At 38.1% G+C, this 13,954-nt stretch carries 13 protein-coding genes; 7 read left to right on the top strand and 6 right to left on the bottom strand.

Features of this window, described 5'->3' with window-relative positions; all coding sequences use genetic code 11:
• Positions 1-78: 78 nt before the first annotated feature.
• On the bottom strand, positions 79-1,968 hold the full coding sequence (htpG, locus tag ABIB30_RS04955) for a molecular chaperone HtpG (protein WP_354299785.1): 1,890 nt from the start codon (positions 1,966-1,968) through the stop codon (positions 79-81).
• A gap of 129 nt (positions 1,969-2,097) precedes the next feature.
• Between htpG and ABIB30_RS04950 the strand changes: the two genes are divergently transcribed.
• The 4 genes from ABIB30_RS04950 to def all read left to right on the top strand — a co-directional run bounded on the left by ABIB30_RS04950 (position 2,098) and on the right by def (position 6,231).
• On the top strand, positions 2,098-3,078 hold the full coding sequence (locus tag ABIB30_RS04950) for a DUF2157 domain-containing protein (RefSeq protein ID WP_354299783.1): 981 nt from the start codon (positions 2,098-2,100) through the stop codon (positions 3,076-3,078).
• A complete protein-coding gene (locus ABIB30_RS04945) occupies positions 3,075-4,265 on the top strand; it encodes a hypothetical protein (protein ID WP_354299781.1) in 1,191 nt (396 codons plus the stop codon). The genes ABIB30_RS04950 and ABIB30_RS04945 overlap by 4 nt, the downstream gene beginning before the upstream one ends.
• Positions 4,266-4,315: 50 nt before the next feature.
• On the top strand, positions 4,316-5,545 hold the full coding sequence (locus ABIB30_RS04940; RefSeq protein ID WP_354299779.1) for a M16 family metallopeptidase: 1,230 nt from the start codon (positions 4,316-4,318) through the stop codon (positions 5,543-5,545).
• 122 nt (positions 5,546-5,667) lie between these two features.
• Positions 5,668-6,231, top strand: coding sequence for a peptide deformylase (gene def / locus ABIB30_RS04935; RefSeq protein ID WP_354299777.1), 564 nt, complete (start codon positions 5,668-5,670; stop codon positions 6,229-6,231).
• Here the strand turns inward: def and ABIB30_RS04930 are convergent.
• From ABIB30_RS04930 to ABIB30_RS04920, 3 genes are read right to left on the bottom strand one after another with little or no spacing between them, the layout of a single operon-like run.
• Positions 6,228-6,869, bottom strand: coding sequence for a hypothetical protein (locus ABIB30_RS04930; RefSeq protein ID WP_354299775.1), 642 nt, complete (start codon positions 6,867-6,869; stop codon positions 6,228-6,230). The genes def and ABIB30_RS04930 overlap by 4 nt on opposite strands.
• A gap of 53 nt (positions 6,870-6,922) precedes the next feature.
• Complete coding sequence (locus tag ABIB30_RS04925) at positions 6,923-7,168, bottom strand: NifU family protein (protein ID WP_354299772.1); 246 nt, start codon at positions 7,166-7,168, stop codon at positions 6,923-6,925.
• Between the two features lie 32 nt (positions 7,169-7,200).
• On the bottom strand, positions 7,201-8,277 hold the full coding sequence (locus ABIB30_RS04920; RefSeq protein WP_354299770.1) for an Mrp/NBP35 family ATP-binding protein: 1,077 nt from the start codon (positions 8,275-8,277) through the stop codon (positions 7,201-7,203).
• A gap of 118 nt (positions 8,278-8,395) precedes the next feature.
• Between ABIB30_RS04920 and ABIB30_RS04915 the strand changes: the two genes are divergently transcribed.
• The 3 genes from ABIB30_RS04915 (at position 8,396) to ABIB30_RS04905 (ending at position 11,830) form a co-directional block, all read left to right on the top strand.
• Positions 8,396-10,543: a transglycosylase domain-containing protein gene (locus ABIB30_RS04915; protein WP_354299768.1), complete on the top strand. Its 2,148-nt coding sequence runs from the start codon at positions 8,396-8,398 to the stop codon at positions 10,541-10,543.
• A 15-nt stretch (positions 10,544-10,558) separates the two neighbouring features.
• Positions 10,559-11,104: a hypoxanthine phosphoribosyltransferase gene (hpt, locus tag ABIB30_RS04910; RefSeq protein WP_354299766.1), complete on the top strand. Its 546-nt coding sequence runs from the start codon at positions 10,559-10,561 to the stop codon at positions 11,102-11,104.
• 66 nt (positions 11,105-11,170) lie between these two features.
• A complete protein-coding gene (locus tag ABIB30_RS04905) occupies positions 11,171-11,830 on the top strand; it encodes a phosphatidylserine decarboxylase family protein (protein ID WP_068404647.1) in 660 nt (219 codons plus the stop codon).
• A 1,203-nt stretch (positions 11,831-13,033) separates the two neighbouring features.
• Here the strand turns inward: ABIB30_RS04905 and rplS are convergent.
• Together rplS and ABIB30_RS04895 are read right to left on the bottom strand one after the other, a co-directional pair.
• Positions 13,034-13,381 carry a 50S ribosomal protein L19 gene (rplS, locus tag ABIB30_RS04900; RefSeq protein WP_041883657.1) on the bottom strand — a complete coding sequence of 116 codons (348 nt, stop codon included), beginning with the start codon at positions 13,379-13,381 and terminating at the stop codon, positions 13,034-13,036.
• A 165-nt stretch (positions 13,382-13,546) separates the two neighbouring features.
• Positions 13,547-13,819, bottom strand: coding sequence for a hypothetical protein (locus ABIB30_RS04895; RefSeq protein WP_354299763.1), 273 nt, complete (start codon positions 13,817-13,819; stop codon positions 13,547-13,549).
• Positions 13,820-13,954 lie beyond the last annotated feature (135 nt).

Genomic DNA, 13,954 nt, shown 5'->3' with positions numbered 1-13,954 from the left:
CCCTGTTTTCTGCATAAATCCTTTATAGGAATACAGGAAACAGGGTTATTATAAGAAAAGAGCAAAGGCTCCTTCTGATTAAATCAATTCAACGCTTCTGTTAACAAATGCTGTTAATTCAGCACCGGTAAGCATCCCTTGAGAAAGTAAAGCTAAATCTACAGCCTGTTTAGCCAGTGCACTTTGCTCTTCGCTATTTTCAGTCTGTAAAATTTTATTCACCAACTTATGGTTACCATTGATTGCAACTTTATAACTATCAGGCATGCTACCATAGAAACTCATTCCACCGCCCATTTGAGCCATGTCTTTCATTCTTCTCATGAACTCATCCATAGTCACTGTTACAGGGAATTCTTCTGGATGTAAGCCAACAATCTCTACCTGGAAACCTGGTTTAACAATTGCTTTCTCAAAAACGTCTTTCACTTTTGCAGATTGCTCATCAGTCAATACTGATTCTACAACCTCATCTTTTTCAATCAGTTTACTTGCAACACTAGAATCCACACGTTTCAACAATGTTTTCTCCAATTTTTGCTCTAAAGAGGTTACAAAGTGATTATCGATTGCTGAGTTCATCAACAGAACGTCGTAATCTTTTTTGTTTGCCGATTGAATGAAACCGTCTTGTTTAGCAGGGTCGTTTGTATAGATATAAACCACCTGACCATTTTTATCAGTCTGGATATCTTTTACTTTTGCATGGTATTCATCCAGCGTAAAGTTTTCATTTTTAGTATTGGTTACTAAAGCGAAATCTTTTGCTTTATCATAGAATTTCTCTTCGCTAACCATTCCGTATTTTACGAAAAGGCCGATATCACTCCATTTCTCTTCATAAGCCTTACGGTCTTTATTGAAAAGCTCGCCTAATTTATCAGCTACTTTTTTAGTGATATAGCTGTTGATTTTTTTCACATTGCTATCTGCCTGAAGGAAACTTCTGGAAACGTTCAATGGGATATCAGGAGAATCAATTACACCATGCAATAACATTAAGAATTCAGGAACGATATCTTTTACTTCGTCAGTAATAAATACCTGGCGGCTGAATAATTTGATTTTATTACGTTGCATATCAAAATCATTCTTCACTTTAGGGAAGTATAAAACGCCCGTTAAGTTGAAAGGATAATCTACATTCAGGTGTATCCAGAATAAAGGATCTTCTCCAAAAGGATATAATTGTTTGTAGAAGTCCAGGTAGTCCTGATCTGACAAATCTGCAGGTGCTTTAGTCCAGATAGGGTCAGTGGTATTGATGATGTTATCAGTTTCAACACTTACTGTTTTAGGCTTTCCTTCTTCATCCTCACCGTCAGGAATTTCCTGAGTTTTTGTACCGAATTTAATTGGTACCGGTAAGAATTTACCATATTTATCTAAGATCTCTTCTAATTTATGCTGACTAAGGAATTCAGCAGATTCTTCATTGATATGAAGGATAATTTCTGTTCCGCGGGTAGTACGTGAACCTTCAGTAATCTCATAAGAGGTACTTCCGTCGCAAACCCAACGTGCTGGTTCTGCGCCTTCCTGATAAGATAAAGTCTGAATTTCAACCAGATCTGCTACCATGAATGCAGAATAGAACCCTAATCCGAATTTACCAATGATCTCATTGGCATCTTTAGCGTCTTTAAATTTCTCTACAAATTCACTCGCACCTGAAAAAGCTACCTGATTAATGTATTTCTTAATCTCTTCGGCAGTCATTCCCAATCCGTTATCACTGATTGTGATCGTCTTTTTTTCCACATCAAGCGCAACTTCTACTAAAGGATTGCCCAACTCACCGTTGTATTGTCCTAAGGCAGCTAAACGTTTGATTTTTTGTACCGCATCAACCGCATTTGAAACCAGCTCACGCAGGAATATCTCATTGTCTGAGTACAGGAATTTCTTAATAATAGGAAAAATGTTTTCGGTATGTATGGAAATACTCCCTTTTTCTTCTATGCTCATATGTTAACTCATTTTTAAGTACATAACGGCTTTATCAAGGGATGTTCCAATTTCATTTTAGTTGTCAAATTGACAGTCTAATTAAATTTTCGTAAGCTTACCATAGAAATTATAGCTTCAGCCGGAAATATGAATATTAACCTTTATAAAAAGCTGCATACTAAGGGGCTCATTAGTGAGCAAACACTGGAAAAGGCAGTGGAAAGAGATAAAAACTCTTTATTCTCTTTACACTGGGAGCTGAAAACTCTTTTATACCTGGGTGTTACACTCTTGAGCACAGGCCTGGGAATTTTGATCTATAAAAATATTGACACCATTGGTCATCAGTTTATCTTACTTTTTATTGCTGCGATCTGCACAGGCAGTTTCTTTTACTGCGTTAAAAACAGGAAACCTTTTAGCAGGGAAAAAGTCAAATCTCCCAGTTCTTTTTATGACTATATCTTATTATTAGGCTGCCTCAGCCTGCTGAGCTTTCTGGGTTATCTTCAATTTCAATATCATGTTTTCGGCGATAATTATGGCCTTGCCACGTTTATTCCAATGCTCATCTTGTTTTATGTAGCTTATGAATTTGACCATATCGGTGTGCTGAGTATGGGCATTACCAACCTGGCTATCTGGCTGGGTGCAACCATTACGCCTTTCACTATCCTTTCAAATGGGCTGTACAGCAGTAATCCTTTAATTGTCCCTTATCTCTTTTTAGGGTTGTTGTTGTTAGCTGCAGCTTACCTTTCTGAGCACTATAACTTTAAAAAGCATTTTAAGTTCACTTATCAGAATTTCGGAGTGAATATTTCTTTTATTGCACTTTTTACGGGTTATTTCAGTTTTTATGAAAATATGCTAAGCTTTCTGTGGTTAATTGCCGTGCTTATACTGGCTTTTATCTTGTACCGGAATGCCTTAAAAAATAAATCGTTCTATTTTCTGCTGCTGGTTATCTTATATGCTTATGCAGCAATCAGCACCCTTGTAGTCAGAGTGCTGTTCAATATAGATTCAGAAGCTGCTTTTGTGACAGGGTTACTCTATTTTATCGGATCGGCAATCGGTTTAATCGTTGCACTGGTCCAGCTGAATAAAAAAATTAAAGAGATATGATCATCTACAATAAAATATGGCTGACCAACCTGAATATACAAGATCAGGTTTATCCTTCTCTGATCGCGGGTGATCTGACCAAAGAGGAATTTAAAAATATAGAAAAAGCTTATCCGGTTGGATTTTACTCTCCTAACATCTTTGTCAGATCAGGATTATTCCTGTTAACATGTGTGATTGCTTTGTTTGGGGGCTGTTTACTGACCTATATGTGCTGGGATTCAATCGTCACTTCTCATAGTGGTGCCTGGGTGCTTTTTTTAGGTTTGATCAGTTATATTGCGCTGGAGGTGGTTGTGAAAAACAAACATCATTTCAGATCTGGTACTGATGACGCCCTGATCTGGATTTCGGGCGGCCTGTTTTGTGTTGCATTTACCTGGCTCACATTTACGATGGACTGGGATTTTAACACCACCATGAACACTGCAATCTCTATGGCTGCTTTTACGCTTTTCCTTAGCTTATTCCTGACGGTAAGATTTGCAGACAGCCTGATGGCTTTATTTTGCTTTTTAACGGCATTAGTACTTGCGGTACTGTTGGCTATCGCGCACCTTTCTTTTGGTAAAGCAATACTTCCATTTTTAGTGATGTTGCTATCTGCTGTTGTTTATTATTTTTCATGGTCTAAAAGTCGTCATCCAAAATTTGCTGATTACCAGTATTGTCTCCGCTTTGTGCAAACAGGCAGCTTACTTACCTTATATCTGGCGGGTAATTATTATGTAGTTCAGGAAATGGGTAATGCACTTTATGGCTATACGACCATTGGGCCATATAAAGTTCCTTATCCTGTTTTTTTCTGGCCATGGACTATACTTGTTCCTTTCATTTATACTGGCCTGGGCCTTTATCAAAAGAATGTGATTTTACTCCGTACGGGGCTTGTGCTGATCGCTATAGCTGCAGTCACTTTTAAAAACTATTATCATGTACTGCCTATTGAGGGCACGCTTGTTTTGATCGGATTGATTACACTCGGAGGCTCTTATTGGGTAATCAGCTATCTTAAGATCCCTAAAAAAGGCTTTACTTCTGAAGAGTTGATTGAAGATACTATTCCTGGAGGCCTCAATGTGGAGTCACTGATTATTGCGACTACTCAGCTGGATACGCCTTCCGGAACAGAGAGCCGCTTTGGTGGCGGAGATTTCGGTGGAGGGGGTTCTTCTTCAAATTTTTAAGAAAGAATATTACAATTGGTTAGCAATGTTCTTCTGTATCTTTGCATAGAATGGAATATAATGTACACACACTGCCTAATGGCATTCGTCTTCTTCACGTACCCTCTGCATCAGCGATCTCTCACGCCTGTATTATTGTAAATAGCGGTTCGCGCGATGAGACTGAAAGCCAGGCTGGACTTGCCCATTTTATTGAGCATTTAATTTTTAAACGCACAGAAAAAAGGAATACAAACCAGATTCTGAACAGACTCGAAAGTGTTGGGGCAGATTTAAATGCCTATACAACGAAAGAATATACTTGTATCCACGCTTCTTTTCTACACCCTTACCTGGACAGAACACTGGAACTGTTTAATGATATTGTTTTCCATTCTACCTTCCCTGAAGAGGAAATGGAAAAAGAGAAAGGCGTGATCTTAGATGAGATTGCATCATACCTTGATCAGCCGGAAGAAGCTATTTATGATGATTTTGAAGATATCGTATTCGCTGATCATTCGTTAGGAAGGAATATTCTGGGTACAACAGAAAGTGTAGATAAGCTTTCTCAACAAGATATTAAAGATTTTATTGCAGCTAACTACCATACAGATAAAATTGTTGTTGCGGTATTGGGTGATTACTCTTTAGCTAAGGCCGTTAAAATCTTCACTAAATATTATGAGGAAATTCCAGAAAATCTGCATCAGGATAACAGAGAAGCTCCGGCTCAATCACAAGTAATTACGCGTATCGACCAAAAACCGATTATGCAGGCACATACCATGATTGGCTCTACAGCTTATTCTTTACATCATCCTTTTAAAACAGGCCTGTTGTTATTGAATAACCTGTTATGTGGTACTGGAATGAGTTCTATTCTGAATTTACAGATCAGAGAAAAGCATGGGATTGCTTACAGTATAGAATCGGGATATAGTCCTTTGAGTGATACGGGTATTTTTACTTTGTATTTTGGGACGGATAAAGAAAAAGTGAATAGAGCGCAATCCCTTATTTATAAAGAATTTAAAAAAATAAGAGAAAACCCATTGACAGAAGTGCAGTTGCAAAAGGCCAAAAATAAGTTTATAGGACAAATTGCACTAGGAGAAGAAAATAGAATAGGGCTAATTGTCTCCATGGCCAAAAGCCTGATTGATTATGATAAAATAGACAGTCTGGAAACTGTTTTTCAAAAAATACAAGCTGTAAATACGCAGGATATGGCACAAATTGCAGACGAAATTCTGGATGAAAAAAACCTCAGCGTCTTAACCTTTTATCCATTAGCTTAAGAGCCAGTTTGAAACAGGCACTAATATTTGTACTTTTGTAATATACTTTGTTACTGTCAATAAGCAGTAGCAAGATAAATACATATTGTATGTATTTAAACAGGTCAAAAAAAATTATACAGATGAAATTACCAATTATAGCTTATGGAGATCCGGTATTAAGGAAAGTATGCGAGAGCATAGATGAAAATTATCCGGATTTACAAAAACTAATCAGCAATATGTTTGACACCATGTATGCAGCAAGTGGTGTTGGTTTGGCTGCGCCACAGATTGGCCTGCCAATCAGGCTGTTCATTGTGGATACTGGTGAGGATGAAGATGGAAAGCAAGGCTTCAAAAGGGTATTTATCAATGCTGTGATTTTGGAAGAAACAGGTGAGCCCTGGGCTTTTACAGAAGGATGTCTGAGTATTCCTGAAATCAGGGAAGATGTATTACGTAAGCCTGATATCAAGGTTCAGTATTATGATGAAAACTGGGAAATGCGTGAAGAAGCTTTGTCAGGTATGGCAGCACGTGTTGTACAGCATGAATATGACCATATAGAGGGCAAGTTGTTTACCGATACTTTAAGTTTATTGCGTAAAACAATGCTGAAGTCTAAGCTGGATTCAATTTCAAGAGGAGATATTCATGCAGATTACAGAATGAAATTTCCAAAACAGCGCAATAAGAAACGCTAATTATTGTTTTGTCTGCTTTTATCCCCACTAAAAATCTGCTGCATGAGCTTGCCCCAGGCAAACGGATTTAATAATGGGTTAGTTTGTACCATATTTTTATTCAACGCTCTTTCCTGATCTATACGGAAATTCGTTGAAGATATCTCTCCAGCATCCCTGGGGAGATATTGAATTTTTCCATTGATGGAATGTGAAGACATGTTCTTCCTTGCAATTTCCATATCATCATCAGCTACCTTCATTGCCAGAAAATCTTTGGTAAACTCTTCTACGGTAGCCCATGGATAAACACGTACAGCTGGAAGGTAAACGATCTCTGATTTCATTTTTACCATCGCTGTGTACTTCGAGTCTTTAATATCAAACGGGATAAGAACCACTTTGTCGGTGTATCCGATAGCGTTGTAAATCAAAGTGTCTCCCGGGTGGGCAACGAAAGAAAAATAGCCTTTATAATTGGCAGCATAACGCTGGTCCTGGTTGGTTTTATTGGTTATAGTCACGTAAGGGACAACAAAACTACTGTCCCTGTCTGTTATAATACCAGAAAATTGGATCAATTTCTTCCCTGAAGGCGTTTGTTGCGCAAACAGCCCTGCAGTAAAAAAAATCAAAACGACCGTAAAGATGTATTTCATTGTACAAAAATAACTGTAATTCTTACAGTGACTAGTTAAATTTTGTTAAATGGCTAAACTGATTCAGTCAGGTTAATAGCTTCAACCGCAGTAATTTGTGGTACCGCTTTCATTATAGCCTGCTCAATTCCTGCTTTCATGGTCATAAAACTCATTTTGCAAGATCCGCAGTTTCCCAATAACTTCAATTTAACGACATTGTCCGGCGTAATTTCTTCTATCGCAACATCACCCCCATCAGCCTTAAGATAAGGACGGATAGTTTCTAATGCTTGTTCTACTTGTTCTTTTAATTCCATGATATATTTTAAAATATAAATTTACTAATTTTTTAGCAATCTGACCGCAACGCATTATTAATTGCAATCTGCTGTGCAATCTTTCCTGCCATTTCTGAAAATGCAATTGACGTCTGGCTCGCTTTATCCATTGCAATAGGCGTACCACTATCTCCACCTTCAGTAATTCCCTGAACAAGAGGTATTTCCCCTAAGAAAGGCACATCAAAAGAAGCTGCCAAAGCTTTTCCACCGTCTTTTCCAAAAATATAGTACTTGTTTTCAGGCAGTTCTTCAGGGGTAAAATAAGCCATATTCTCAATTACTCCTAATACCGGGATATTAATACCTGGCATCCTGAACATCGCAAGTCCTTTTCTGGTGTCTGCTAAAGCCACTTGCTGTGGTGTTGTCACAATTACTGCACCTGCAATCGGGAAGCTTTGGGTAATAGTGATGTGAATATCCCCGGTTCCAGGAGGAAGATCTACAATCAGATAATCCAGTTCACCCCAATCAGCATCGTTGAACAATTGTTTAATTGCATTAGATGCCATAGGCCCACGCCATGGTACGGGCTGGTCAGGATCTGCAAAAAAGCCAAGTGATAATAACTTGATACCATATTTTTCAATTGGAAGAATCAGTGTTTTTCCTTCTGCAGTCTCCCTTGCACTTGGTTTGGCACCCAAAAGGCCGAACATAGTTGGTACAGAAGGGCCGTAAATATCTGCATCAATTAAACCAACTTTAGCTCCATCTGCTGCCAGCGTAACAGCAAGATTACTCGCCACAGTCGATTTCCCTACTCCACCTTTACCAGAAGAGACCAAAATTATATTCTTGATGTCTTTTAGCTGGGTAGTATCATTTGGTTTGGTCACTCTTGAGGTAATTTTTATATTTATTTCGGCCTCTTTGTCTACAAAATGCTTGATGGCATTGAGGCAGGCATTTTTAAGCATATCCTTCATTGGACAGGCTGGAGTGGTCAGTTCTAAGGTGAAACTAATTTTTTTATCTTCGATGCTCAGCTCTTTAATCATGTTCAATGTGACCAGATCTTTTTTAAGATCAGGGTCTTCGACATTTCTTAAAGCAGCTAAAACTTGTTCGTTGCTAATATTCATTGCCCAAAATTAACAAAAGGAGGTTACAATTAATTGATTTTAGGCTTTTTAAGTGTAATTTTAACACGAAATAAACATTTGCATTTAACGTTAAGCAATTAAACATCTATTTTACAGCATGCGTCTTCCAAAAATAAACATCCCTAAAAAGTACATCAAAGCAGGTGCATGGGTTCTAGGGGTATTTCTTGTATTAATTGCCATCCTTGGTTCTGTTGCTTATAGCAAAAGAGAAGCTCTACTCAAAAAAATGATAGCCAAGGCTATCCAGAAGGCCGATACTGATTATGGATTAGCCATAAAAATTGAGACTGCCGGCTTTAAAGGATTAAGCACTGTACACATGAAAAACATCTCTGTGGTTCCTAAAGACCGGGATACTTTATCTACGGTTGCTGATCTTACTATTGGTGTAAAGCTATTTCCTTTACTTTTTGGAGACGTCAAATTAGCAGAGGTGGCTTTAAATACGGGTAAAGTAAACATCGTATTGAAGGATAGTCTGACCAATCTGGATTTTATTCTGAAAAGAAAAAAGAAAGATAAAAAAGACAATAAAGCAAAAATTGATCTGAGTGAAATTGCGCATGATATCCTTAACCAGGTACTCAATAAAATCCCGGATGATATGGAGATGAAGAACCTGGTTTTTACATTGAATGACAATGACACTGCAAAATTAAGTTTTCTGACTACAACGGCGACAATTGACGGGGGAGATTTAAAATCGACCATTTTGGTCAATAACAATGAGGCTACCTGGCATATTGATGGTAAGCTGAAACCGGGTAAAAAACAGATGGACGTGCTGTTCTTTGCAGATGGTAAGAAGGTCGAATTGCCTTACCTTGAAAACAAGCTGCATGCTAAACTAAGCTTTGATACCGTCAGAACTGAAATGAGAAGCGCTGAATATAGTGGTGACAATTTCAAGATTTCTGGTTCCTGGTCAGTCAAAAACTTACTAATTAACCATGCAAAGATTGCTTCTAACGACATTATAGTCAAGGACGCTAAAATTGACGCTGACATGCTGATCGGGCCAGATTTCGTAGCGCTGGATAGTACATCAACGGTATTCCTTAAAGACGCCGCAATTCATCCTTATCTGAAGTATACACTTTCACCGGATAAAATTTATGAAGTGAAACTTCATGCCGATGAACAGGACGCGCAGGCTGTTTTAAATGCTTTTCCAGAAGGCTTATTTGAATCATTGGATGGGTTACAGGTTAAAGGAAAGATTAAATACGATCTTAATTTTTATTTGGACAGCAGTACGCCGGATAGTTTAAAATTCAACTCTACGCTGACACCTTATAATTTCAAAATAGTGAAATGGGGTAAGTTAAATCTGCAAAAGATCAATGATACTTTTGTATATACGCCATATGAGTATGGAAAACCAATGCGTGATATTACAATCGGGCCATCTAACCCCAATTATACGCCACTTTCTGAAATCTCAAGTAATTTCAAAAATGCGCTGCTGACTTCTGAAGATCCTTCTTTTTATACACACAAAGGCTTTGTGGAAGAGTCCATCCGTAAATCGTTCGTGATTAATTTCAAAGAGAAGAAGTTTGTGAGAGGAGGAAGTACAATTTCAATGCAGCTGGTGAAGAATGTATTTTTAAGCAGACAAAAAACGCTTGCACGTAAGGCAGAAGAAATCCTGATTGTCTGGTTAATTGAGAATAACCGCCTGATTAGCAAACAGAGAATGCTTGAGGTCTACTTCAATATCATTGAGATGGGTAAAAACATCTATGGAATAGGTGAGGCATCACGCCAGTATTTTGGAAAGAGCCCTTCACAACTGAGTATCGGTGAAGGTATATTCCTGGCCAATATCGTTCCGCGCCCTAAAATAGCTATGTTCAAATTCCGTGGTGATGGTGGGTTGAAAGACTATATGCTGCCTTATTTCAGATATATGGGCAGGATCATGGCTAAACGTGGCTTAACACCTGCTGATACCAGTGGTTATGGTTTTTATAATGTAAGATTAAGAGAAGGTCTGCGCCGTTATCTACTGCCTGATTCGGCAAAAGTGGATACTGCTGCTTTTGATACAGATACCGATGCTCCTGTTAAAATGCAGGATGAATCAAAAAATCTTTTTGACAGGTTATTTGGCAGGTCTAAAAAAGAGAAGGATACGACAAGTAAACAGTTAACAGTACAGGATACTGTAAAAAAAACAAGAAAAGAATTGCGAAGAGAAAGGCGGGAAAAACGCCGTCTGGAAAAAGAAGCCAATTAACTTCGCCATAAAGAAATGATGAATACGATAGAAGTTGGAGACAGAAAGTTCGGGATATCGATCACGAACGAACGCATTAATGAGCGTACAAAAGAAATTGCAGCACAAATTAATGCTGAGTATAAAGATAAACGCCCTCTTTTTATTGGAGTGTTGAATGGCAGCTTTTTATTTATGGCTGATTTGCTTAAAGAAACTGAAATTCCTTGTGAGGTAGCTTTTATGAAGGTTTCAAGCTATAAAGGCGGACTAACCAGCACTGGAGAATTGAAAGAGATATTTGGTTTGCCAGAGAATCTTCAGGACCGTCACCTGGTCATAGTAGAGGATATTGTTGATACAGGGTTGACGCTGAAATATATATTAGAAAAGGTTTATCTGCAGCAGCCGGCGTCAGTGCGCGTTTGCAGCTTGCTTTTCAAGCCAGAGGCCATTCTTTCGCCTATTAAAGAGCTTGAATATGTAGGCTTTGAAATCCCGAACGAATTTGTAGTAGGCTATGGCCTGGATTATGATGAATTGGGCCGGAATCTTAAACATATTTACCGCACAATTTCCTGATCGTGATTCTTTAGCCTGATTCCCGTAAATTTTTCACAATTTTGCATCAAACATATTTATACTTAAATGACAATACATAAAGAAGGTTATACAACCATCGCACTCTCTCTCCTTTTTATTTTCGTCCTTAATGCTATTATTGACTATAGATTTGCTGATGTTACCTGGCTAAGGTGGGCAGTGTATATTGCTTCATTCGCGTTATTCATTACTGTTCTTCAATTTTTCAGAAATCCATCCAGACCATTCGTAACTGGCGGAAACCTGATCATCTGCCCGGCTGACGGGAAGGTTGTTGTAATTGAAGAAACTCAGGAAAATGAATATTTCAAAGACAAAAGATTACAGGTTTCTATTTTTATGTCTCCTGTAAACGTTCATATAAACAGAAATCCAATTGCCGGTGTAGTTAAGTTTTTCAAATATCATCCTGGAAAATATCTAGCGGCATGGAATCCAAAATCTTCTACTGAAAATGAACGTACAACAGTTGTTGTAGAACACGCAAACGGAACGCCGGTATTATTCAGACAGATTGCCGGAGCACTTGCCAGAAGAATCGTATGGTATGTTAAAGAAGGTGATGTAGTAGAACAAAGTAAAGAATTTGGCTTTATTAAGTTCGGCTCCAGAGTAGATATATTTCTTCCTGTTGGGACTAAAGTTAACCTGGAACTGAACCAGGTAGTTAAAGGCGGTATTACTGTCCTTGGCGAACTCGCTTAGTTTCCATAAGAGAACTCAATAAGATAAGAGGGTCAATATTGGTGTATACATACATCAATATTGACCCTCTTTGTTTTTACACTATTTTCATACCCACAAAGCTTTTCGGCTTCCTGGTGACCTTTGGAATCCCGTTATATAATCGAGGTAAGAAAACTTTATTGACCGCTTAATATCGCCTTATTTACGGCTTGATCACTCTTAACAATGTATGCCTTGGATAACCAGCTCCAGAGCCCCTTTAACCTGGCTGTAGAAATCCAATTACTTCCTGATTTTATAGTTCAATTTATCCTTATTAAACGCTCCTGATTACTTTGATAAGAGATCGGCCAACCCTTCAGCGGAATTCTCAGGGGGAGGAAAGATCCTGATTTTTTCCAAGCTTGCTACTTTTACGAAAGTTCTCTGATGCCTTTCGGTTTCCATTGATTGTTTCATTATGCCCCTTACAGAACTTTTGAAACAACCTGTACTCCAAACTGCTGCTTTAAAAATGAAATCGCCCAGGATTCCCTTTAAAAATTTACCCGTTAAACTTCCCATAATAAATAAATGCCTTTCCACCAATGTAGGCTATTAGCGTTAAAGATTATCCTGATGCGTAAAAAATGTCCGTAATTGTCCGCAGCTGTCTGCAATTGTCCGCAGTGGTCCGTGGGTTAGTCAAAGGGAAAATTATAATTTCATTAATCTTCATCCGGTTGTGATTTAGTTGTGCCTGAGTGGTGGTCGGGGTGACAGCAGGTTGTAAACAGCCTTTAAGCATAGCAACTCTAAGTCATTTCAACTAGTTGTTTTGACCTGGACTTGCCATGCTCTCGCGTTACTTTAGCACTGCTCTTACCCTAACGAGTACTCGGACAGTACTCAGGCAGTACCCGGCCGGTATAGATCTGTTATTTGGCTATTTTGAATTTATTTACGAACAGCCCGGCCTTGTTTCGCCTGAGTCATTCCCATACAAATTGAAAGCTTTCGGCACAACTTCCAGAGGCATAAGCGCATCCGTGATCGCAAAGGCTTTCTGTTAACGTGTCCAAAATTTATGCTTAAAAAAGAGACTGCCCCACAAGTTTATGACTTGATCCGGGTAAAATAGGACTGTCCGGCAAAGAACATGCGGAACCAGGGGATGAGGTAAGTACAAACAAAAAAACCTCCCCGACAGAATCGGGAAGGCCTATATATTTTGTAGAGAAATTAAACTCTCTTAGACTTGATACGAGCTGCTTTACCAGTCAATTCACGAAGATAGAACAACTTAGCTCTACGCACCTTACCGTGACTGTTAACTTCAATTTTAGCGATGTTTGGCGAGTTAATTGGGAAGATACGCTCTACTCCAACTCCATTAGACATTTTACGAACAGTAAACGTCTCATTAGCACCTACGCTGTTACGTTGTAAGACTACACCTTGGTAAATTTGAACACGTTCTTTATTACCTTCGCGAATTTTATAGTGAACACTCACTGTATCTCCTGATTTGAATGCAGGAAACTCGTTCTTTGCGATTACCTGCTCTTCAACAAATTTTACTAAATCCATGATTTTAAGCTATTAAGCCGACTTTTTGTTGTTTAAAATCGGACTGCAATATTAGGAATTTTATTTAATAAAAAAAAGTGATTCTTGTTTTTTTTCAACATTCTTTACGAAATCCACAATAATTCTTCTTTTTTTTATTTCTCAATAGGTATTAAATTACGCTTGTCATTGGCCTTTAAGCAATTGCACGAGGCTTTTTCCGTTCATTTTTGTAGTTTCCAGCGCCCCGCTTTCCGCGTCAAATAAAATTTCCATGAGTTTAACTTTTTCATACGGGATGTCCTGGGTCTCGCCAATTTTTATTCTCCGGTAATTATGAAATGTGTTCATCGAAATATTCAACAATTTGGGAATCATTTTCATTGCAAACTTATATTCCTTAACGGTAAGCTTGTCTAAGAAATAATTGATCTTATACTTATCTATACTTTCACTCATTCTTATTGAATTTATTTACACGATTTACAAGCAGCCCGTTAAACGGGCTACAAATACTATTTCGTAAATATATAAATAATTTCATCTGTAAATAACGAACAAGTGAAATAAATTATTTATTAAAGAATTAAAAGA

Source organism: Pedobacter sp. UYP1 (assembly GCF_040547305.1).
In the GTDB taxonomy this organism is placed as follows: domain Bacteria; phylum Bacteroidota; class Bacteroidia; order Sphingobacteriales; family Sphingobacteriaceae; genus Pedobacter.
The sequence above is the reverse complement of the archived record's forward strand: the minus strand, read 5'-3'. Positions and strand labels throughout refer to the sequence as shown.